Origin of the sequence: Microcoleus sp. MON1_C5 (genome assembly GCF_036701875.1) — a bacterium.
In the GTDB taxonomy this organism is placed as follows: domain Bacteria; phylum Cyanobacteriota; class Cyanobacteriia; order Cyanobacteriales; family Microcoleaceae; genus Microcoleus.
Genome location: NZ_JAUBRN010000002.1, coordinates 110,964 through 132,882, shown reverse-complemented (window position 1 = coordinate 132,882; position 21,919 = coordinate 110,964). Strand labels below are relative to the sequence as shown.

The window sequence follows — 21,919 nt, the reverse complement described above, 5'->3', positions numbered from 1 at the left end:
CGTCCTGACTACTTGCCTGATGAGGGTTATATGACAGGACTAGATATAACTCCTACTCAAGTTTAATTAGAGCGACCTAATTATTAACTTTGTCTTGAGTTGTAGGCTCCAGAAGCTAGTCGTTTTTCAAATAACCACTGCTTGCTTTCAGGAGAATCATCCAGCCAGCGATCGATCAGTTCCGCCCATTTGACAGGCAGACGCAACTCATGCCAGGTTGAGTGAGAAGCCACAGAAATATTGTGGTAAAGCGCTGAATCCGAAATTAGTTTTTCGATAGATTCTGCTAAAGCCTGAGAGTTCCCTGCCTCAAAAATCATGGAATTAACGCCGTGCTTCAAGTGGGTTTTAAACATCGGGTGATCCGAAGCTACTATCGGTGTTCTAGTGCGTAAAGCGTGCTGAATTGTCAGGGGAAAACCTTCGGGATATTCGTGCCTGCTAGTAACTAACACGAGATCGGATTCTCTCATTAAAGGTTCTAAAGTCTGAGTTGGCACGATTCCCATAAAATCTACACAATCTTTAATTTGCAACTCTTCGACTCGCTGGGCAAAAAACTCATCTTCACCTTTACCTGCCATTTTTAAGTGAACTGATATATTATTCCGTTCTCTTAACTTTGCTACGGCTCTCAATATATCGCCCACTCCCTTACTTGGTACTAACGAACCAGCGTAAAAAAGTTGAATTTTTTTGATGTCCGCAGGGATTGTTTTCGGCGACAAAGAGCCGGGATTGGTCTCTAAGAGAAAGTCCCAGGGAATTATTTTATCAGCTTTTACTCCTATTTGTTTGAACAATAAAGATGAAGTAATGCCGTAAGTTCCAACCCATTCTATTTGTTTGTTATTCAACAATCGGGATAGGAAATAGTTGCGGTATTTATCGCGCCAACTTTTTGTTGCAATAGATTCGGCAAATACAGCGATGGTTCTAATTGTGTTTTTAATTGCCCACTTAAAAACGGGGGGAATAGTCGTCCGCATGATTAAATGAGTGGGATTTTGCTGGGCAATTAACTCGATCAATTTTTGGGGATCGATTTTGTAATCAAATCCGCAACCGATCGCCCGCACGCCGTTCTCTAGAACTCGATCGTCAAATTTTGGTGTCATGCAGCAAATAACCGTTACTGACTCAGCTCGTTTTGCCATCTCGGTAACGGCATCAACACAATATTTTTGAGCGTAATATGTTTCGCTTCCTCCTGTGGCTAGGCGTTCAAAAGCTTCTGCGTAATCGCCGGCATACTGAACTATGACTAAGCGCATTTTTCTCAACTGTGGTTGTACAGTATTTAATAGGACTTACGGTGCAAAAGATGTGTAAGCAGGTCGGTTTGGACGATTTGATGTACCGCCACGACCCCACTATTAATTTTACTTTGCTTTAGCCTTATTATAAAGAGTTTCGCCAACAGTCACGTCAATAGATAGCGGCTGCCGCGGCTTTGTATGGGGGGTTTCCGGCTAATTTTTTCTTGATTTTTCTGAGAGTGTATGGGAAGTAGGATGCGGGAATTAATCCCAACTAAGTAACCCGAAATACTGTCCCCTGCAATTTGAGATCCGAAGTCGCGATCGACACTCACTGTCGGCACTCACATAGCATATTGGAGGGGATGCCAGCAGAATTTGCCTGTAAAATTCACAAACCGTGACAATATTTGGTTTTAGGGTACTCAATAAGCCAAAGTTTCTAAAGTTTCCCGCAGATAGGAACGAACCTGCTGATCGATGGTGGCATTTTGCTGCTGACGCTCAAAATTGAGTTCTAGCTGCCAGCGTTGAAATCCTGAACTTGCGCCGATCGCGGATTTGAGACTGCCCCAGATTTCAGAATCTTCGCACAGCTCGATCGGCTCTGTGGCTTGAGGTTCTTCTGCGATCGGTAGATAATTCGCCATATTGTTATACCTCTGTTTTAATCCCCTGTAAGGATTGAAAGCTGACCTTGACACTCTCTATTATAGATTCTTCTCTCCAGATAGCCAATATAAAATATCCACAACCTGCAATTAAAAATTAAATATTAAGACTATTAATAATCTCTATCCGAAGAGGGGCCTTACCTATTTTTTCCCAGCATACATCTGTACAAATTAAAGTAGCTTAAACTACAATTGTCCCCCTCTTAATTTTTTTTTTCACTTTTTTTCGCTCGACTCTTCGGGTAGAGATGTAACGCCGTTGGTGTCAGCAGGTTTTGGGTTGACAAGACTGCCGACTGACGAATTCCCTATGCCGGATGCTGGCCCAATTGACTCTACGGGTGCAGCCACAGCGGCAGTTGTCTCGGCTGCAAAAGCCGGCAAAAGTCGATCGACTTGCCAAGGCGCGATCGTAAAATCCTGCCGAATTTTTTCTAAAACATGAGGCTTTGTCGCTGCAAATTCTGATTCCGGCGTCAGCAAAACCGCCATGACACTAGCAGACACCTGCAAAAACAAATTGCTAGCTAAAAAAGCAGAAGCTGCCAACAACAATCCAGCCCACCGCCAGGAAGGAGGAAAGGGAGCCACCGAAGCTGCGATAGGAGCCAATCGGTAGAGTTGCCACAAAATTACTGCCAGCAAAACAGCGACAAAAAGAGCGATTCCTTGATTTAACTTTGTTTTAAACCGAGTCAGAAGTCGGTGCTGCACAGAAGTTAAATTCTGCGGTTTTACCGCCACAACTAAAATACTAAAAATGTAAAAAGGGCGGAACCACTGCATCCACAGTACAGGAACAATACCTGCTACAGCTACTAAAAATATTTCTAACCAGACAGGGAGCTGGGGAGAACCCACTGCGAGTCCCAGCAAGCACAGCCCCAGGAATATCGGCAGTGTAGCCGCCCCAGAAAGGTGAATCCACAAAAAAGGATCTGACCAAAAAGAACGCACTTTAAATAATTATGAGTTATGAGTTAGGAGTTTTGAATTTTGAGAGTCGGGGACGCACTTTTGACCCAGAAACCCGGTGCGAAGAGTACATTTCTAGCGGTCAAACCGAGCATTTTGGGAGGAAACTCTGTTGATTTGCGTAAGTCTTATTTTAGTTTTAAGTTTTGAATTTTCAGCAACAGCCAAGACGATTAGGACGTTGTTAATTGCTAACATCTTTGCTTTTATTGCTTCTTCCTTCTCTCCTAGATAACTAAAACCTTCTTCCTTCTGGTATAAGTTAAAAACCCAAGTTGCGAGTGATGAGTGTGGGAGTATTGAGTGAAGAGAAGAGTTGCGAGCGATCGGCAATTTGGTTGCGATCGCTCAAAACTTCTCTTCCAACTCAACACTCACAACTCAAAACTATTGAGAGAGAGTCCGGCGCTTAGTAACCATCCGGTAGGCTTCAATCATATCGCCATCCGCCCAGTCGCTAAACCCGCTCAAGGAAATGCCGCATTCAAAGCCAGCATTGACTTCCTTGGCATCTTCCTTCATCCGTTTTAGGGAGTCGAGGACACCTTCGTAAACGACATTGTTGCCCCGGCGCACCCGCACCTTACAGTTACGGATGACTTTGCCAGAGAGTACCATACATCCAGCCACAGCCCCGCGACCGATCGCAAAGACAGCGCGGACTTCGACTTGACCCAAAGGTTCTTCCACCAGTTCGGGTTCCAGCAGGCCTTCCATCGCCCCTTGAATATCATCCAAGAGGTTGTAGATGATGCTGTATTCCCGCACGTCTACCCCCGCTTGGTCAGCCGCGAGGCGAGCGTCGGTTGCCAGAGTAGTATTGAACCCGATAATTACAGCATTACTGGCTGCAGCGAGGTCAATATCCGTTTCTGTAATTTCCCCAGGAGCAGATAGCAGCAGTCGGAGTTGAACTTCTTTTTGAGGAAGTTGAGTCAGAGCGCCGACAATTGCTTCGAGGGAGCCTTGAACATCTGCCTTCAAGATCAAGTTGAGTTCCTTGAGAACGCCTTCCTTAGCTTGTTGAGAGAAGCCGCTGAGGCTGATCCGGCCGCCTTGCAGCAGGCGGGAATCTCGTTGGGAGGTAGCTCTTCCAGTGGCGATCGCCGCAGCTTCTTTTTCGTTTGCGAAGACATCAAACTCGTCTCCGGCGCGAGGAACTTCCCGCAGCCCCAGGACTTCCACCGCGAAGGATGGAGTTGCTTGGTCTACGCGCTCGCCCCGGTCATCGATCATTGCGCGCACCTTGCCCAGAGCCGAGCCTGCGACCACAATATCGCCCACTCGTAGAGTGCCGTTCTGCACCAGCAGAGTTGCCACAGGCCCCCTTGCCTTGTCGAGGTGAGCTTCAATCACAGTACCCTTAGCCGGTCGGTGCGGGTTGGCGTTGAGGTCTTCCATTTCCGCCACTGTCAGAATCATTTCCAACAGCGTATCTAGGTTTTCGCCGCGGATCGCGCTGACTGGAACCATCGTGATATCGCCGCCCCAGTCATCTGCGACCAAGCCGTACTCAGTAAGCTCTTGCTTCACCCGTTCCGGCTGAGCACCCTCCTTGTCAACTTTATTGATAGCCACGACAATTGGCACTTTCGCCGCTTTCGCGTGGCTGATCGCTTCAATTGTCTGGGGTCGCACGCCGTCGTCCGCCGCCACCACCAAGATGGCGATGTCCGTAACCCGTGTTCCCCGAGCCCGCATCGCTGTAAAGGCTTCGTGACCGGGCGTATCCAAAAATACCACCTGCTGGCTCTTGCCTTCGTGTACCACATCCACGTGGTAAGCACCGATGTGCTGGGTAATGCCCCCAGCTTCTCCCTGAGCCACCTTGGTTTTGCGGATCGAGTCGAGCAAGGTAGTTTTGCCGTGATCCACGTGACCCATAATCGTTACTACTGGCGGACGGCGTTCGAGGTATTCCAAATCCGCTGCGTCCAGCATCTCGATCACTTTGATAGCTGGGGCTACTTTTTCTGGGGTTTCCACCTCTACGCCCATTTCTTCGGCTACCATCCTCACCGCTGGAATGTCCAAGGTTTCGGTAATATTGACCGCAATTCCTTTAGAGAACAGCCGCTTAATAATTTCGGTTTCGGGAACAGCCAGAGTAATTGCTAGTTCTTGAACGGTCATCGGCCTGCTCAGCAGGAGCTTTTCTGGACGTTCTACCTTAGCTTCGGCTGTTTTGCCCCGGTTGCCGCGTCCCCCGCTGGAACCTGAAGAAGAACTTTTATCGTGAGAAGGGCCTGGTCTCTTATTTTTTCCGCTGCTTCCAGGTGCGCCCGGAGTTGGTGTTGACTTGGGTGCTGCTTGTCCCTTCGCTTTAGCTGGGCGGGCTAGGGACAGGCTGACCGTGACTGGTGCTGGCAGATCCAAGCCGTTTTCTAAGTCCTCGTCATCCTCGTCTATGGGTTTGAGGCGAGAACGTTTTGCCTTAACTGCCTTGGCAGCTTTGGCAGCATCTGAGTTTTCGTCATCATCTTCTTCCCAAATGACCGATGTCTTTTTGGCAGGACGAGGGAGGGAGGGCCTTTCGAGGAGAGGAATCTCCAGCAACGGCGTATTATCTTCTTCATTGTCATCAGTGTCATCCCCTATGGCTCCGGTGTCACCGCCGCGGCTACGCAGCCCGGTAGCTGACGTTGCGGGGGCCAGGCTCCGGCGCGGGCCACCGGGCTGGGGTCGATCGGCAAGTGGAGTTTTGACTGGGCCACCAGCGCCTTCCCGGCGCGGTCTTTGCGCGTCGCGGGATTCGGTACCTCCCGGTGTAGGTCTGCTGGGGCGGCTCGGTTTAGCCGGCGCTTCCAGAGTTTCTGACTGTTCTGATTGCTCTTGCTCGGTTCTTGCAAGTTTGAGTACCGGCTTGTTCCCCAGATTTTGTGGGGTACGGCTAGCCGACTCTGATGCCCCTCTGACTGGCGGCGACGTGAGTTTGGCCGACGGCGCGGGAGGGGCGATCGGCGGTTGCTTGGTGCGTTCGGGAGCCTTTTCCGACGGCGGTTGAGGTGCTGTAGGTGCCTGAGCTTGGGCGGTTGTTTCCGGGGCGATCGCACCTACAGTTTCCGAAACTGTTTCTGACACTGTTTCTGACACTGTTTCTGACGGAGCCGCCGGGACAGCGACATTTGGCTTCGACAGTACAGGTCGATTGATATTCGGTTTAGCTGGAGGCTGGAGTTGTTGAGCTGCAGGCGACTTGGGAGGAGTTGCCACGGTTGCCGCGGGCTGGTCTTTGTTCTCCTCGTTGCCTGCAGGCTGGGAGTTGGCACCAGCCGGGCGTACTTTTGGACTGCGTATTTCTAAAATTTGCTGCTTTTTTTGTTGGTCGTTAGGGTGAGGGCCAGATTCTCTAGATGGCGCTGCTGCTCTTTCGGGTGGAGCTGGCTTGCCGGGGGAAGAGTGGCTACTGGCTACGTATTTTTCCGCCGTTTTGCGAATGCGCTCTGCTTCGGATTCTGTAATTGTGCTGCTGTGGCTCTTGACTGAAATATTGAGCCGCTCGCATACTGCCAAGATGTCTTTATTATCCAAATTTAGTTCCCGTGATAATTCGTAAATTCTTACTTTGCCGTTGTTCATCCACTCTGCCCTCTTTTGTGCCAACCAGTTTTTACATTGTGATTTTTTGTTCTAATGACGACATCATTCGCTGTGATTGATTCAGTGTCAGGAATCGGGGTTTTGGTACTCGCTCAGCAATTTTATCTAAAAGATGCAACTCGCTGAAGTCTGCGGTTGAAGAATTCTCAAGTCTGTTTGGGAACTTGGAACTCCGAAGTCTGAGTTTTGGCAAAACCCACTCTCTCAAGCTTCAAAGTTTGCCTTTCCACCTTGAGGATACCTCTGCTAGTACCCTACCCTTATCTAATCTGACACAAATCTTTCCAGACTGGTGGGCAGATCGGATTGGGGTTTTATAGCTGGCGCTACCGGTAATTACTGGTAGGGCTGCCAAGAGGGTTTATACAGTCGATACCGAACTATTGTCGGTTTTTCGTCCGGCCCGGCCAGAGTAAGATGTACAGTCAGATGTGGCTAAACGCTGCCAAAGTGTTTGGTACAGTTCGTCAGACACAGGCGCTTTGAGCGATCGCCCAAGTCGATTTTTTTTCTGAGCTGCTTTGAGGCATTCTGCTTCCCGACAAAGGTAAGCAGAACGGCCCATGCCACGATCTAATTGTACCTGATGAGAAGGATAGAGCCTGACTACTCGCCAAAAAGCTTCCTTAGGAGCTATTTTTCGACAACTTGCACAGCACCGGTAGTTCGGTTTCATTTCTTGTGAGAGGGGGAGTAGGGGGAGAGGGGGGAGTAGGGGACAAGTCCTCCTGGTCTCCCGAAGAGAGAAAATCTTGTAAATGTCACAGTTTTTAGACTGCAGCTTCGGTTTCCTCCGTGGCGGCTGCCTCCTCTTCCTCAAATTCTGCGGTTTCCTCGTCGCCGTCGTAGTCGCCCGCTTCGTCTGCATCGTAGTCGCCTTCTAGTTCTTCGAGCCTAGTTGCTTCTGCTGCCAATTTGCTGTCTTCGGCGGCGCGATCGTACTTAGCAATATCTTTGATATCGATTTTCCAACCGGTTAGGCGGGCTGCGAGGCGGACGTTCTGACCTTCTTTGCCAATGGCAAGACTGAGTTGGTCTTCAGCGACCAAAATGTGAGCTCTCCTGCCTTCTGGAGCAACTAAACGCACTTCATCTACTCTAGCGGGACTCAGAGCGTTGGCAATATAAGTTGCGGGGTCTGGAGACCAGCGGATCACGTCGATTTTTTCGCCGCGCAATTCGTTGACTACTACCTGAATCCGCGATCCCCGCGCTCCGATGCAGGCTCCTACGGGGTCTACGTCGCGATCGAGAGTATCAACTGCTATTTTAGTCCGGGGGCCGACGTGCCGGGATGGCGGATTTGCCTCCCTGGCTACGGCGACAATCCTCACCACCCCGTCTTCTATTTCTGGTACTTCATTAGCAAACAGGTAAACCACCAAACCTGCGTCGGCTCTAGAAACAAGTAACTGTGGCCCTCTAGTAGAGCCTTCGCCTACCTTTTTGAGATAAACCTTGAATGTAGCGTTTGCCCGGTAATTGTCGTTGGGCAACTGTTCGCGCTTAGGGAGTTCGGCATCTACTTCTGGCTGACCGAAGCTGCTGGTGACTGCTAAAATCACCGACTGCCTCTCAAACCTGAGCACTCTTGCTTGAAGAACAGTTTCTTCTAAATCTTTAAACTCTTCTTGAATCATTTTGCGCTGTTGGTCGCGCAGTTTTTGAGCGAGAACTTGTTTGGTCTGGATCGCGGCCATGCGACCAAATTCTTTTTGATTTGGTGTTACGTCTACGAGCACGATGCTGCCCGGTTGAGCTTCCGTGGCTACTTCTTGCACTTCAGAAAGTGAGATTTCGTGATCGGGATTGATGACTTCTTCGACAATAGTTTTGTTGGCTAAAACGCGGAAACCTTCTTGTTCTGCGTCGAGTTCTACATCAAAGTTGTCGAAGTATTCTTCGCTGAAGTGATCGAGTTTTTGGGTACGGCGGTAGCGTTCGTATCCTTTGAGCAGGGCTTCTCGCAAGGCTGCTTGGACGGCGTGTTTGGGTAAATTGCGTTCTTTGCTAATACCTTCGACCATTTCTTTTAGTCCGGGCAGGGGAACCATTGACATATAAAACACTCCTTTTTTGCTGTGGTAATAAGTAACAGGTAATCGGTAATTGGTAATGGGAAATTTTCAAGCAGAAGTGATGACAGAGGAGTGATGAGTTACTGGATAGGATTAGGGGAACTCGGTGCTGTAACAATTTATTTGTTATTCCTATTCAACCCGCTGCTACAGATATGATTGTTAAAAATTAACTCGCAGCCAAGCGTTTTCAGCTTGCTGCGAGGCAATCTCAAAACTCAAAACTCAAAACTCAAAACTCAAAACTCAAAATTTCCCTTTACATCTTTTTTCCTTCGTCTAGTTCAACTTTGACAATCTGAGGGCGGGGAATTTTAACCTGTCGCCCTTTTTGATTGAGATAAACCGCTGTTTCATCCCGGCCCAGGAGTAGTCCTTTCCACTCTTTGATTCGCGAGTCCGGTTCGGTGGTTGTGGCTGTCACGGGGAAACCTTTAAAGGTAATGAATTCTCGATCGCTGCTGAGCAATCGGGATATTCCGGGACTGGAAATCTCTAGCACGTAGGCATCGGGTATGATGTCGGCTGCCTCTAACTCAGCATCGAGGGCTGTGCTCATGCGCTCGCAGTCGGCTAAACCAGTGTCTTGTTGGAGGTTGCGGATGTCTACCCGCAAGACGGGAGGATTTTGGTTGGTGTGAAACACTGCTCCCACTACTTCCAATCCCAGTGTTTCCGCAACGGGGGTAGCTAAGTCTATGATTTGTGGGATTAGGGGATGAGTCATATCGAATACTTCAGTTAAAACTCCTAAACTCGGACACGGGCAAGGAAAAATTTGGTGTTGAGATTGCTTGGCTTTGAGGTGGTTTGATTAGGTGGCTGCGACTTTCGTCTTCAACTTTGGGACTTACCCAACATCCCAGCAGGGGATCTCAAGCGGGGGGGTACCCCTACTAAATCAGTCCTCAACTTGCAAGTCAGACGCCCTGAGCTCTTTTCCTGCGACTAATGCAACAAAAAAAGTGGGCTTGACCCACTCCTAGGTAAAACAATTTCTTCCAAGAAGTTTGAGGACTTCTTCTGATCGAAGGGAGGCCTCAGTTCTCAGTTTAGCTCGATCGCCCGCCCGGTGACAAACCGAACCGGCATCGGCGGACTGTCCGAGGGCAGAAGGGGAGAGCTGACAGGGGAAATAAGGACGACTCGATCACCGTTTTGCAGTGGGGTGGGGCGAGGGCAAATTCCTGGTTGATACCGAAGCCGGTGCGATCGATCCTAGAACAGGCGCGCAGTGGCACTCAGGCGTTCTAGGACTTGCGATACGGGAGTTTCTTTAGGAAATTCTAATTTCAGTTGGGACAAGCCCTGTGCTTCTTGATAGGGGGTGAAGAGCTTGACAGTGATGGTGATGGGTAGATTAGACAGGGGCGATCGCTAAATTAACGGTATATTTACAAAACAGCCAAACTAAGATTCACCAGAAAAAATCCCCATTACTAATGCTGAATAGGAAGCTCAATTACAAACTCTACCCCCCCTTCGGGCGAGGAAATGCAGGTCAGCGTACCACCATGTTTTGCTTCTACAATCTCACGGCTAATAGACAAGCCTAAACCTGTCCCTTTACCTACTGATTTAGTAGTAAACATCGGCGTGAATAAATGCTGCATTACTTCCTGAGTTATGCCAACCCCATTATCAGCAATCCGAATCACCACTCTGCCGCCCTGAAGCATTTCAGTGCAAATCCGAATCTGTGGAGTGTCATTGCCCTGTTTCTTTTCCCCGCACAGCGGACAACTGATCGTAGACTCTTCTAAAGCATCAATTCCATTCGCCAATATATTCATAAATACCTGATTAAGTTGCCCCGGATAACACTCTACTAGCGGCAATTCCCCATACTCTTTAATCACTGCAATTCCTGGAAAACTTCCTTTAGGTTTCAGTCGATGCCCTAAAATTAATAAGGTACTATCTAGCCCCTCGTGAATATTCACTGGCGTTAGTGCCGATGTGTCCAAGCGAGAAAAATTACGCAGTGACATAGAAAGATTGTAAAGTCGCTCTGTTCCGACCGCCATTGAATCAAGAATTTTTGGCAAATCTTCAACAATAAAATCTAACTCAATCTCCTGGGACTTATCCTCAAATTCTGATGTCGAAGTAACCTTGTGCTGGTAAAGCCGAGCCATCCGGATCAAATCGGCAATATATTCCTTGGCAATAGGGAGATTATTGGAGATAAAACTAACTGGATTGTTAATTTCGTGAGCCACCCCAGCTACAAGTTGACCAAGGCAAGCCATCTTTTCACTTTGAACGATTTGCACTTGAGCTTTTTTAAGATTCTCCAAAGCTTGAGAAAGTTCACCAGTTCGTTCTTCCACCCGTTTTTCTAGCTCCTGTGCGAGCTGATGTAACGCTGCTTCTGCTGCGAGCCTGTCTTCAATTTCCCGTTTCAGCATTAGGTTTTGCTCTGCGAGAGTTTTAGTCAAAGAACGCAGTTTTAAATGGAGGTTGACGCGAGCTAACACCTCCTGTTGTTCAAAGGGCTTAGTAATGTAATCCACCGCCCCTAGATTAAAGCCTTTGACCTTATCTCCTATGTCAGAAAGAGCGGTCATAAAAATTACGGATATTTCGTTCGTCAACGGACTTGCCTTCAACCGATGACAGGTTTCAAACCCGTCAATTCCTGGCATCATCACATCTAACAGAATCAAATCAGGCTGACTATATTCAGCCTGTTCTATGGCAGTTTCGCCATCAGTTGCTACCAAGATCTCCCATCCTGAACCCGCTAAAGCTTCAGAAAGCACGTCCAGATTGCTAGGATTGTCATCGACGATTAAGATGCTACTTGTTTCCATATTTGCTGGCTTCATTCTTTTTCTATTCTGTGAGATGTAATAAACTCTTTGATTTTTTTGACCTGATAGCCTTGAGCTAACTGGCGCAGCTCAACAGCAAAGGGCACAAATTGCTGATCTAACTTCTCTAGGTGCTCACTGCGCTTCACAATTCCTTTCACGTTGCCTCTCATCGCCAGTTCAAATAAAAGTTCCATTTCTCCTGGCGGGGGAGCCACTACAGAGGTAGATTCAGAAAGTGATTGAGGATCTGATGAAAAAGGAATAGCGCTGATTTTTTCATTTTTTCGTTCCTCATATATCCATTCAAGTTTTAAATACTTTTGCAATATCTCAAATAGCTCTTCTGCCTGCACTGGCTTACCGAGAAAATCGTTGGCTCCTCCCTCCAAACTTTTATGTTGATCGGTAGCAAATACACTGGCAGATGAAGCAATGATTGCCACGCCTTTATAGTGTGGCAAATTTCGGATACGGCGCATCATCTCAAAGCCATCTAACACTGGCATCACCAAGTCAGTGATAATCAAATCGAACTGAAAATCTTCTACTTTTTCTAAACCCTCTTGACCGTTTTTAGCTTCGGTTACTTCAAAGCCGAGGGGTTCCAGCAGATTGACAATAACCGAGAGGTTTTCCCATTTGTCATCCACAACCAAAACTTTCTGCTTTCTACCTTGGTAGCCAACCAGCTTTCTTTGCTTGGCAACCGTGGCTGTATTTGCCCAGTCTGCCGCTTCCGGTAAATCCAAATCTAGCCAAAAAACACTGCCGACTCCTGACTGACTTTTTACTTGAATTGTACTACCCATCATTTCGACAATTTTCTGGCTAATTGTTAAACCGAGTCCGGTTCCTTCCGCCTGACGCTTGCTGTCTCCTACCTGTTCAAAAGGCAAAAATATTTTTTTTAATTGTTCGGGTGTCATACCCACGCCAGTATCTTCAATTTGAAACCTAATTTTGTGAATTGGTGAGGCTGGCTTTTGCTCATTGGTTTGTACCTTTTCACCTGTCCCCTTTTCCAGATTTTCTATCTTAAAAGTCACTCGTCCTGAGTCTGTAAACTTAATTGCATTGCTCAGTAAGTTAATTAGTACCTGTCGCAAGCGTTTCTCGTCAGCGTAGATGCCAGCAGGAATTTCCAAACTGGGTTGATAAACAAAAGCAATTCCTTTTTGTTCGGCTCGGATGCGGCAGATTTCCGCGACTCCCTGCAAAAAGGAAGGAAAATGGAAATCTTTCGCGTACAGTTCCAATTTCTGAGCTTCAATTTTAGCGAGGTCTAAGATGTCATTAATCAGGGTTAACAGGTGGGAACCACACTGGTGAATAATACTGATGCCTTGGATATCTTTCGGAGCAATGGTTTTTGAGCGTTCTAGGATTTGAGCGTATCCTAAAATTCCATTGAGTGGCGTTCTCAATTCGTGACTCATATTCGCTAAAAATTCACTTTTAGCTTGGTTGGCAGTATCAGCGATTTGTTTGGCTTCCGTCAGTTCAGCGGTGCGTTCTTCTACTCGGAGTTCTAGCTCGGAATTGGTCTTGGCTAGCGCCTCAAAGGATTCGCGCAACTGTTGTGCCATAAGGTTGAAAGACTGACCCAAAACTTCTAGTTCTTCTATGCCTTTTACCTGCACCTTTTCCTTTAAGTCGCCAGTGGCGATCGCCCTAGAAGCTGCGCTCAAACGGAGAATCGGGCTGGTAATCCAGCGTGCGGTTAAGATTCCCAAAACGGTAGCCAGCGCCAATGCTCCCAAACATAACAAAATGGTAGTCTGGGTATTGGCGTTAATTTGCTCCATGAAATCGCTTTCAGGAACTACGACCACGATCAGCCAGTCCAATCCTCGGCTATCCTGAAAGGGCATAACTTGGAGGAATTCCCGCTGACCGGCGATCGTAAAATCCAATTGCTGAGAGCTATTAATTTTAGTAAGGTCGCCAAAGTGTTCTTTTAAATGCGCTGTTGTCAGCCGAATTAAATCATCTGTGCTGTCTAAAGCATTCAGGCGACCGAGTTTGCCATTGTTGGTGATAAATGATTCTTTGAGAGTTGAACTGGCTACTAGGAGTCCAGAACGTTCCATAATGAATGTCTGTCCCGAACGACCGATGTTTAAGCTGTGCAGGAAGTCACTGAGGAAAGAGAGCAGAAAATTAGCAACGAATACCCCGCGCAGTTCGCCGCTTTCGTCATAAACTGGATGTCCGGCAGGAAGCGAGAGCGTTTTCTGACCTATAAGCGAAAAAATTTCGCTCCATGTGGGCCTGCCCAAGCGTACACTGTCTTTATACCATGAACGGCTGAGTATATTGTAGTTGGGGGAGACTTTTAAGAGCTTCGTTTGATTGCCTTTGCTATCAGATTCATAAATATGAAGTTCATTCCGATGCTCTTTGTCTGCTATTTTAAAAACTACTTTGCCATTCTCTTGCCGTTCAATGGCAATGAACTCTCCACTTTTAGTAGCAAAACCCATATTGGGCAGAGAAGGAAAGGCTTGAAGCTGCTCCCACAAATAGCGCTCCGTACTCTCCAATTCCTCGGGATTTAAGTATCCTAGCCGAAGGGCATTGGCATTCAATTGATTGACCCGAGGGGCTGTATCTAGGTATGTGTTGAGCTGCTGCTGGATGCGGGCCGTAATTTCACTCCGCAATTGGCTAGCAACTTCGTTGACTGCTTTTTGCCCGTTGCGTAAGGATAGCCAGCCTGTCAGCCCGACGGCGGCAAATATTTGCAGAACGAATGGGAATACTAAAATCAGGCGCAGGGACACCTTTTTTTTAGAACGGTTTGACAGGAAAGGGGTTGCAGAGGTCTGTGACATTGATTGGTGTTAATCCTGGGGTAACGAGTTGGCTGAAAAATCTCAGTGGATTTAGTGAAATGAGGCTGAGGAAATATATATTGAAAAGCAATCTCTAATAATTAGTGAAAAGTTTGAGACAGTAACTTGCTTAAACAAGCATCGCTACTTACGTATTTTCTCTGATATCGTTATAATAAAAGCTAACTAAAGATACTGACGCGCCTTATTTTTTTCTAGCCTTTATAAATATTTTTAGCCTTGAGGAAACCAGTTAGCAATCATATCTAATAGATTACTTGGTTGAGAGCTATTTGTAGTATTTTTTAACTTTACTTTACAGATTGAGTATAAAAAGTATAACTTCATCAAAATTACATATAAATTGATATAATATACGTCTAAAAAAATTGACCTTTCTCGCTAAAAACATGACACGCTAGGCCGCTGAGAACCGTAACGGCGGTCTAACTCGCTACCGCGCTGAAGATTTGATGCACAACTCTGCAGATGACTCTCGTAGAGAATGCCGATCGCACATGAAACTTTACAATTCCAGCAACTTTCATTTGCAGGAGTTACAGCAGGGTAATTGCTAATTGCTAACTGGGGAAGAAAAAAATAAGTAGAGCGGTGCAGCAGAGGGGATTATGACACAGAAGAGGGTTAGGGCTATTCTTTTAATTCTGGGAAACTATCTCAGCTTAATAGTGAATTTGGTACTAGAGGTGAACAGAGGGCTGCCAAGGATTTTAAGGTTCTTCAAATCCGAGAGGCTAGGGTTTGTCATCACTTGAGGTAAAGGAAGGTAAAGGAGAGATACAGCCGACTAGAAGGATTCGATCGGCAGGACAAGCCGCCGTTATGCCCTACGGGATTAACAGTGGGAAAGGATCAAAGATTTGTTGCGCGGATGTGAAGGTTATGTGGGTGGGACAGTCGGCCTACAATCGGTTGTTCGTGGAAGCGGTGTTGTACCGCTACCGAGCGGGCATCGCCTGGGGAGACTTGCCCGAACGGTTTGGGGACTTCCGAGTGATGACACGCCCTAACGCGGGGCTATCCGTTGCAGTTCTTTGGCTTGTTCTAAAATTTTCTCGAAGTCTTCTTCGCTCAACCGCTGAATGTAGTTGATTTTGAACTCTTCTAGGAAGTCGCACAGCAGCAGTTGTATTTCTTGCCAGGTGTGCTGCTGTTGCAGTTCGGTTCCTAAAGCTTGCCCGAAATGTTGGACTAGCTGGCTTGAGAGTTTGATGCTTATGGGGTCTTCGCTGGCGATTTTGAAGGCTTCGTAGGCATCTTGGGGGCCGAGGGTGACTAATTTGGAGAGTTCTGCAACTAATTGCTGTGCTAGCTGTCCGGGCAGGTTTCCCAGGCCGGGTACTTGCTTCCATCCTTCATACAGGGGGGATTGTTTGAGGAAGGTTTCAATATTGTACCGGAGGAGGGCTTCTAGGTCTGGCTGGAGTTGGGGGAGGACTTTGTAGACGGTTATTTGCACGAGATGGGTGGCGATCGCTTCTATTTCATTGATATTGTTGATGTCTACATAGCGCTGTTTTTGGGATTGAAAGAGTTGACGAGTTAGTTCGCCGGTGGTAATTGATTGTTGCATCTGGTTGATGAGTTGAATTACTACAACTTCGGTCAATTCTTGGGCGAAGTTGGCGACGAAACCTCGGCTGATTTGGGTGCGTATGGGTTGGAGATCTGGCATTTTGGCTTGGTGGATGCGAATTGTGACGGGTAATACTCGCAACAGGCGCCAGAATGGGAGCAGCAGGAAGATGTCGTACCATCGCCAGAGCATGGCGGCTCGCCAAGTGACGCTGCGGTGGCGGCGGGTGATCAAGTAGGTACGGGCTAGAAATTCGATCGCGAATATGGCAATAAATGGCAGGTCGATTTGCCAAAAGTTATCGATGAATTCGCCGTTTTCTCCAATCTCGCGGTAATAGTTGGTGGCGATTAATGGCTTGATTTTGGAATCAAACCACTTGATTTCTTTTTGCCAGCCTTGTTTGTTTAAATAGTCTTGGCTCCAGAATCTTTGGAAGGATTGTTTAGCGGAGTCTTGCGGATTCGGGATGCGATCGCGCATCCGGTCTTTTATTTTTTCTAGGGTGCCACTTTTTGATGCTACTCGAAAGGGATCTTCGTCGATCATTTTCGCGCTCAGATTGTTTATTTCCTGCAATTTGGCTGCTACTTGGGGAGAGGGCAACCCTGTTTGCACTACTTGAATTTTTAATTCTTCTAAGGTTTCCAGATATTGCTGGGTGTCTCGGTGGGGTTTAATTCCTTTAAATGGGTCGTATACTTGAGTTAGAACTGGCAGTTGCCGGAGGTAGAAATCTCGACCGGGGACGTAAGTTATGTCAAATAATACTAGGCTTAAATTTCCTAGGGCGACCAGTGCCATGAACCGCTCAAACCAGGGTACTTTTGGTGATTTTTTGCGGGATTTTGGAGTGGGAGAGGGCTGTAGTTTTGGTGTCACTGGCGATTCCTAATTAAGTAGACCGATCGAATTAGATGTAACTGGTAATAGCTGAAAAAAGGAAACAGGGAAAACTGGCTAAGTGGCTGGTCTGGCTCGGATTGCGATCGAGGAAGCTAGTATTGATTTTAACGTGCGTTTGTTGGGAATTTTTGGATTGTTAATTATGCCTGGTTAAGTTAAAAATTATACGGGTAAAATATTAAACTAGATCGAACTTGACGGAACCTGTGGCTCCCGTTAGTGTGCTTCTCTCTGGCAATAAAATTATATCTCAGGCGGAATCCTCAGTTTTTTTGACGTTGCAGAGCTCACGGGGCTGGTAATAAATTACTATTTCTGTTTGATCTACGGGCTATTTGGCCGCTAAATCAAATGTATTGCACGGATCGGAGTCTCAGGTTAGATGTGGACTTCGAGTTTGAGGTCAAACCCTTAAGAGAGTTATACTTGCTCAGGGGCAGTCTGGCGAGAGCGCCCCCTCCGATCGCGAGGGTGGCGGCCGCCTCCGTAAGGTTCGAGGTTTCGCCTCTACAAAAACCAGCTCGCGATCGGACTCTTGAATAATATAAAACCCTGAGTATAATTTTGTTGGCATTTTTTTAATATATGACATACTGCCTTAATCTCGATTGCCCAAGAGACAAGCGTCAGAACCCACCAGGCACAAAGTATTGTCTTAATTGTGGTTCAAAGCTGCTGCTAAAAGACCTTTATGCAGCAACTGAGCCGCTGCGTGACGGGGGATTTGGCAGGACTTTCCGAGCTGTTAATCATGGGAAATTTGAGGAATTGTGCGTGATTAAACAGTTGTCTCCCCCTCAAGAGTTTCAGCGGAAGCCCGGTCATTTTAAAAAATATGTTCGGCTGTTTGAACAAGAGGCAAGGCGGTTATACGAACTGAAGCACCCGCAAATTCCTCAGTTAATTTCTTATTTTGAGGAAGATGGGCGCTTGTATTTAGTGCAAGAGTTTATTGATGGCTATAATTTAAAGGATGAGTTAGAAAAGTACGGTGCTTATAGCGAAATTAAAACTTGCGAACTGCTGTTAGATTTGTTGCCTTTATTGAAGTTTGTTCACGACAGAAATGTAATTCACCGCGATATTAAACCTGAGAATGTGATCCGCCGAGCTCGCGATCGTAAGTTAGTGCTGATAGATTTTGGGGTTTCTAAACAGGTAGTAGCTGCTGCTCCTACCAAAACGGGAACTAAGTTGGGAACTCCCGGCTACGCGGCTCTAGAACAGCGTCACGGTAGGGCTGTTCCTGCTAGCGACCTTTATAGTTTGGGGGTGACTTGCATTCGCTTGCTGACTTCTGTTATGCCTTACCTGGATATCTATGGAGACATTCACGATGACCTTTACGATCCGCTTGAAGGCCGGTGGCTTTGGAGGGAGGCTTTGCCGAAAGGAACACAAATTAGCCAGGATTTAGGTCAGGTTTTGGATAAGTTGATTCAGGAATATGTTAAAGATCGCTACAAATCGGCTGTCGAAGTTTTGGATGCTTTAAAACCTCCTGTTGTTATTGTCCCTGTGCTCGAAAAGTCGCAGCAGGCAACTGTCATTAGTCCTTCGGTGCCGACTCAACCGGTGACTGATCCTCCGCTAGTTTCTGTGAATTTAGAGTCCGAAAAAGGTATTGATTATTCTCACTTGGCAAGGCTGCTGGCTGCTAAAAATTGGCGGGGTGCTGATGAGGAAACTTCTGTGAAAATGCTGGAGGTGATGCAGCAAGTTTCACGCGGTTATTTGAGCGAGGAAGATATTAGGAAGTTTCCCGCTAAGGATTTGCAGACTATCGATCAACTTTGGGTGCGGCACAGTCACCGCAGATTTGGTTTTTCTGTGCAAAAGGGTTTGTGGGTAAAGTCGGGAGGAAAGGCTGGTGTTTATGATGCTACAGTTTGGGAGAAGTTTGGCGATCGAGTGGGCTGGCGGGTTAACAGCCAGTGGGTATACTATTCGGAGCTGAATTTTACTTCTAAAGCAAAGCCTGGACATTTGCCGGGGGGGACTGTTTTTGGGTGGGAAGGCGGGGTTTTGTGCGGTGTTTTGGGTTTGGGTGGGATCTGGTTTCTGCTGTCACGGCGGGATTTGTAAAGGGAAGGTAGAAGGTAGAAGGCAGAATTTATTAGTCACGCTGCACCCCAAGTGTAGTCCAAGTGTTAGTCATGAAATAGTTTTGAGTTGCGAATTAAAGAATTAACAAGTTTTTAGTTTAATCATTTGTCATGTAGGAATTAGGTATAAAGAAAGCGGAAAATAAGATATAATCACAAACTATTTTTTTTGTGCTATGTTCTTAGAGAAGGGCAAGTTTACAAAGTCAAAAGCCAGTCCTCGGCCCTGCCAAAGCATGGGGACTGGCTTTGGCTCCAATTTACCAAGGAGATATATATTATGTTGCAAGAAAAACGTCTCAAGCCGTGGACTATAGTTCGCTCGCTTCCAAATGTGGAAAAGGTTGTTGTGGGTGAGTTTCGCAGTTGGTCTGATGCAGACGGTCACTTGAAAATTCTCAAGCGGATGGTGCCGGCCGATCGATTGACTGTTGTGTTCGATCCGGTAGTTCAATCGTAACGTCGCTGCTAAATTGATAGCGTGCGATCGCTCTTTGAGCTAAGCGATCGCCTATTTTTTTACATAAAAAATGCGAGCGCTAAAAAGGATCTCGCAACTTGAATTATTGTCCTTAACTGCGGCGAATTTCAGTAATTTGGTCGGCTACATCCAAAATTATTTGCGGCATGGATGGCCCGGTAAAAATCATATCCAAATGATGCGGCTTGTTGTCAATCAATGCCACCACTTCGGCTTCGGGAATCAAGCCCAAATTAACCGCTAAACTCAATTCATCGAGAATAACTAAGGAATAACGACCTTCGCGCACTGCATTTTGAACATACTGCCACAATTGTTGGAGCGATCGCGTCTCCAGCTCATCTAAATCGGCCTTCTCAATGCAGCGTGACAAATCGCAGCGCACCCAATCTAAATTTTGCCCCAGCCGCACCGGATGCTGATGCCCTTGATTAATTCCCCCTTTGAGGAACTGCACCGCTAGCACGGGAGCTCCCTGTCCTGCAATTCGGAGGGCCTGAGCCATGACACTGGTAAAAAAGCAGCGGTGCGGGCCTGTAAAGACTTGCACCAGCCCTTGAACTGTGTAGGGCAAGCTGTGGTTTAAATTTAGTTTAGGGGTTTGTAACTGAGCAACCATAGGGCAATATTTAATCAGCAACTAAGTCTTGAGTGCAGCTCCGACCTTGGCGTGGCTGAAGCCTGCTTGACAATATATAGTGTACGGGGCCGAGTGCACATCGGATCGAACACTATATATACAAGTTGTCAAAAGCTAGCTGCAGTGGCATTCGCAGTCGTTTGTGCGATTTTTGAACTCTATTAGCACTTACACAGAAACGGGGTTTTTTACCAAAATACGGCTTGGAGCTTGACATTTATACAGTTATAGGGTGAAAAACCAAGGTGATGAGAGTCTCGCTGCGTCCAGGGCTTTTAAGAAAAGGTACACACATCGCGTAAAATTTTGAATGTCGCGGCACTAGGAGCAGGGACTGTGAGAGTGGTGATTCTGGGAGGGCCAGGAGCGGGAAAGGGAACTCAGGCTGAACTACTGTGCAGCAATTTGAGCCTTCCTTTGCTGGCTGTGGGGGACATTCTACGGGAGGCGATCGCAGAAGACACAGATTTAGGCAAGCGGGCGGTGTCTTATGTCGAAAGAGGGGAATTAGTTCCCGACGCAACTATGATTGAATTCTTTCGCCGCCGGCTGCTGCTGTGGGATGTCTTTAATGGCTGGGTGTTGGAGGGCTATCCGCGAACTGCTTTTCAAGCTGAGGAGTTGGATTTTTTATTAGAGGAGTTGGCGCAGGAGCTAGATTGGGCAGTTTGGCTGAAAGTGCCGATCGAGGTTTTGCTCAGCAGGTCGATCGAGCGCGATCGATCGGATGACCACCCTGAAATTTTACAGCGTCGCCTCGATTTGTTCCACGAACGCACTATTCCTCTTTTAGAGTATTATGAATACCGCAACAAACTGTTAACTGTGGATGGCGATCGATCGCCTGAACAAGTCCAGCAGGATATTCTCCAATTGATCGAGGCTAAAGGTCAATCGTCATAGCATTTTAGATTTTAGATTTTAGATTTTAGATTGAATGACTGCATATTTACCCAATCAAAAAAAGCCGGAATATTCATATCCTATTTTAATTGTTTAATGCCCAATTACCCATTACCAATCACCTAAATATTATGTCTTTCCAGCGTCCAGATGGCAGACGACCCAATCAACTTCGTCCGATTAGTTTCGATCGACAGTTTACTAAATTTGCTAGCGGCTCGGTGCTAGCAAAAAGTGGCGATACTCAGGTACTTTGCAGCGTTACAATCAAGCCGGGAGTGCCGAGATTTCTGGAGAATACCGGACAAGGTTGGCTAACAGCGGAATACCGAATGTTGCCTGGTTCTACGCCGCAGCGACAAGAGCGGGAATTTATGAAATTATCGGGACGCACTCAAGAGATTCAGCGGTTGATTGGGCGCAGTTTGCGATCGTGCTTGGATATGCAACTATTGGGGGAACGCACCATACTTGTGGATGCGGATGTTTTGCAAGCGGACGCGGGGACTCGCACAACTTCAATTACTGGCGGGTTTGTGGCTGTGGCTGACGCTTTGAATAAGTTGGTACAAAAAGGTGAGTTAGAGCGATCGCCCATGATTCGTCAAGTAGCGGCGGTGTCTGTGGGACTTTTGGAAGGAGAAGCGTTTTTAGATTTGAATTATCTTGAAGATGTGGCGGCTGAAATTGATTGTAATGTGGTAATGAATGGAGATTTGAACATCATCGAAATTCAGGGAACTGCGGAAGAAGGAAGTTTCAGCCGGAGTCAGTTAAATCAAATTTTGGATGTGGCAGAAATCGGGATTCAAGAATTGTTGGAGGCTCAGCGGCAAGCTTTAGTTGACTAGGACTTACGCATGGGAGTCAAGAAACCGGGTTTTTACGATAATACTTCGTTTCAGTCAGCAGATTTGGTAAAAACCGGGTTTCTTTGGTGCAAGTGCGACAGTAAGCCTTTCTAGGGAAATGTCAATGCCCATTGATTGGTGTCAACTTAAACCGAAATATCACTTAACCCCAAATACCGCCAGGGGTTTAAACCCCT

Annotated in this window: 15 protein-coding genes and 1 pseudogene; 5 read left to right on the top strand and 11 right to left on the bottom strand. The window is 46.9% G+C overall.

Annotated features, from left to right (window positions below; translation table 11 throughout):
* Nucleotides 1-83 precede the first annotated feature (83 nt).
* The 9 genes from QUA71_RS01805 to QUA71_RS01765 all read right to left on the bottom strand — a co-directional run bounded on the left by QUA71_RS01805 (nucleotide 84) and on the right by QUA71_RS01765 (nucleotide 14,239).
* Nucleotides 84-1,274: a glycosyltransferase gene (locus QUA71_RS01805; protein ID WP_333281476.1), complete on the bottom strand. Its 1,191-nt coding sequence runs from the start codon at nucleotides 1,272-1,274 to the stop codon at nucleotides 84-86.
* A gap of 410 nt (nucleotides 1,275-1,684) precedes the next feature.
* A complete protein-coding gene (locus tag QUA71_RS01800) occupies nucleotides 1,685-1,909 on the bottom strand; it encodes a hypothetical protein (RefSeq protein ID WP_333281473.1) in 225 nt (74 codons plus the stop codon).
* 240 nt (nucleotides 1,910-2,149) lie between these two features.
* Complete coding sequence (locus QUA71_RS01795; RefSeq protein ID WP_333281470.1) at nucleotides 2,150-2,890, bottom strand: low-complexity tail membrane protein; 741 nt, start codon at nucleotides 2,888-2,890, stop codon at nucleotides 2,150-2,152.
* Nucleotides 2,891-3,295: 405 nt separating this feature from the next.
* Complete coding sequence (gene infB, locus QUA71_RS01790; RefSeq protein WP_333281467.1) at nucleotides 3,296-6,487, bottom strand: translation initiation factor IF-2; 3,192 nt, start codon at nucleotides 6,485-6,487, stop codon at nucleotides 3,296-3,298.
* Nucleotides 6,488-6,869: 382 nt separating this feature from the next.
* Complete coding sequence (locus QUA71_RS01785; RefSeq protein WP_006633023.1) at nucleotides 6,870-7,184, bottom strand: YlxR family protein; 315 nt, start codon at nucleotides 7,182-7,184, stop codon at nucleotides 6,870-6,872.
* Between the two features lie 94 nt (nucleotides 7,185-7,278).
* The gene (nusA, locus tag QUA71_RS01780) at nucleotides 7,279-8,568 is read right to left on the bottom strand and encodes a transcription termination factor NusA (RefSeq protein ID WP_333281464.1); all 1,290 of its coding nucleotides are present in this window, start codon (nucleotides 8,566-8,568) and stop codon (nucleotides 7,279-7,281) included.
* Between the two features lie 277 nt (nucleotides 8,569-8,845).
* Nucleotides 8,846-9,313 (bottom strand): ribosome maturation factor RimP, encoded by a 468-nt coding sequence (gene rimP / locus QUA71_RS01775; protein WP_006633025.1) that lies wholly within the window; start codon nucleotides 9,311-9,313, stop codon nucleotides 8,846-8,848.
* A gap of 712 nt (nucleotides 9,314-10,025) precedes the next feature.
* Entirely contained in the window at nucleotides 10,026-11,417 is a 1,392-nt protein-coding gene (locus QUA71_RS01770; protein WP_333281461.1) for a response regulator, read from the bottom strand.
* Nucleotides 11,414-14,239 carry an ATP-binding protein gene (locus tag QUA71_RS01765; RefSeq protein ID WP_333281459.1) on the bottom strand — a complete coding sequence of 942 codons (2,826 nt, stop codon included), beginning with the start codon at nucleotides 14,237-14,239 and terminating at the stop codon, nucleotides 11,414-11,416. Before QUA71_RS01765 ends, QUA71_RS01770 begins: the two co-directional genes overlap by 4 nt.
* Before the next feature lie 872 nt (nucleotides 14,240-15,111).
* Here QUA71_RS01765 and QUA71_RS01760 point away from each other — a divergent pair.
* Nucleotides 15,112-15,253: pseudogene (locus QUA71_RS01760) on the top strand (transposase); the annotation flags it as partial.
* 13 nt (nucleotides 15,254-15,266) lie between these two features.
* On the opposite strand, the gene QUA71_RS01755 reads toward QUA71_RS01760, so the two are convergent.
* Nucleotides 15,267-16,718: a hypothetical protein gene (locus QUA71_RS01755; protein ID WP_333281456.1), complete on the bottom strand. Its 1,452-nt coding sequence runs from the start codon at nucleotides 16,716-16,718 to the stop codon at nucleotides 15,267-15,269.
* 609 nt (nucleotides 16,719-17,327) lie between these two features.
* Here QUA71_RS01755 and QUA71_RS01750 point away from each other — a divergent pair.
* Together QUA71_RS01750 and QUA71_RS01745 are read left to right on the top strand one after the other, a co-directional pair.
* Nucleotides 17,328-18,827: a GUN4 domain-containing protein gene (locus QUA71_RS01750; RefSeq protein WP_333281453.1), complete on the top strand. Its 1,500-nt coding sequence runs from the start codon at nucleotides 17,328-17,330 to the stop codon at nucleotides 18,825-18,827.
* A gap of 300 nt (nucleotides 18,828-19,127) precedes the next feature.
* Nucleotides 19,128-19,307 carry a hypothetical protein gene (locus tag QUA71_RS01745; RefSeq protein WP_006633030.1) on the top strand — a complete coding sequence of 60 codons (180 nt, stop codon included), beginning with the start codon at nucleotides 19,128-19,130 and terminating at the stop codon, nucleotides 19,305-19,307.
* 112 nt (nucleotides 19,308-19,419) lie between these two features.
* On the opposite strand, the gene QUA71_RS01740 is transcribed toward QUA71_RS01745, so the two are convergent.
* Entirely contained in the window at nucleotides 19,420-19,947 is a 528-nt protein-coding gene (locus tag QUA71_RS01740) for a P-loop NTPase family protein (RefSeq protein WP_333281449.1), read from the bottom strand.
* Nucleotides 19,948-20,304: 357 nt separating this feature from the next.
* Here QUA71_RS01740 and QUA71_RS01735 point away from each other — a divergent pair, with 357 nt between their 5' ends.
* Both QUA71_RS01735 and rph read left to right on the top strand, forming a co-directional pair.
* On the top strand, nucleotides 20,305-20,871 hold the full coding sequence (locus QUA71_RS01735) for a nucleoside monophosphate kinase (RefSeq protein ID WP_333281641.1): 567 nt from the start codon (nucleotides 20,305-20,307) through the stop codon (nucleotides 20,869-20,871).
* 131 nt (nucleotides 20,872-21,002) lie between these two features.
* The gene (gene rph, locus QUA71_RS01730; protein ID WP_333281446.1) at nucleotides 21,003-21,722 is read left to right on the top strand and encodes a ribonuclease PH; all 720 of its coding nucleotides are present in this window, start codon (nucleotides 21,003-21,005) and stop codon (nucleotides 21,720-21,722) included.
* Nucleotides 21,723-21,919: the final 197 nt, after the last annotated feature.

Excerpts from the sequence above, each read along its gene's own strand:
- QUA71_RS01750 (WP_333281453.1), top strand. The coding sequence starts at position 17,328 with ATGACATACTGCCTTAATCTCGATTGCCCAAGAGACAAGCGTCAGAAC.
- infB (WP_333281467.1), bottom strand. The coding sequence starts at position 6,487 with ATGAACAACGGCAAAGTAAGAATTTACGAATTATCACGGGAACTAAAT.
- QUA71_RS01770 (WP_333281461.1), bottom strand. The coding sequence starts at position 11,417 with ATGAAGCCAGCAAATATGGAAACAAGTAGCATCTTAATCGTCGATGAC.
- QUA71_RS01805 (WP_333281476.1), bottom strand. The coding sequence starts at position 1,274 with ATGCGCTTAGTCATAGTTCAGTATGCCGGCGATTACGCAGAAGCTTTT.
- QUA71_RS01745 (WP_006633030.1), top strand. The coding sequence starts at position 19,128 with ATGTTGCAAGAAAAACGTCTCAAGCCGTGGACTATAGTTCGCTCGCTT.
- nusA (WP_333281464.1), bottom strand. The coding sequence starts at position 8,568 with ATGTCAATGGTTCCCCTGCCCGGACTAAAAGAAATGGTCGAAGGTATT.
- rimP (WP_006633025.1), bottom strand. The coding sequence starts at position 9,313 with ATGACTCATCCCCTAATCCCACAAATCATAGACTTAGCTACCCCCGTT.
- QUA71_RS01740 (WP_333281449.1), bottom strand. The coding sequence starts at position 19,947 with ATGGTTGCTCAGTTACAAACCCCTAAACTAAATTTAAACCACAGCTTG.
- QUA71_RS01765 (WP_333281459.1), bottom strand. The coding sequence starts at position 14,239 with ATGTCACAGACCTCTGCAACCCCTTTCCTGTCAAACCGTTCTAAAAAA.
- QUA71_RS01800 (WP_333281473.1), bottom strand. The coding sequence starts at position 1,909 with ATGGCGAATTATCTACCGATCGCAGAAGAACCTCAAGCCACAGAGCCG.
- rph (WP_333281446.1), top strand. The coding sequence starts at position 21,003 with ATGTCTTTCCAGCGTCCAGATGGCAGACGACCCAATCAACTTCGTCCG.
- QUA71_RS01785 (WP_006633023.1), bottom strand. The coding sequence starts at position 7,184 with ATGAAACCGAACTACCGGTGCTGTGCAAGTTGTCGAAAAATAGCTCCT.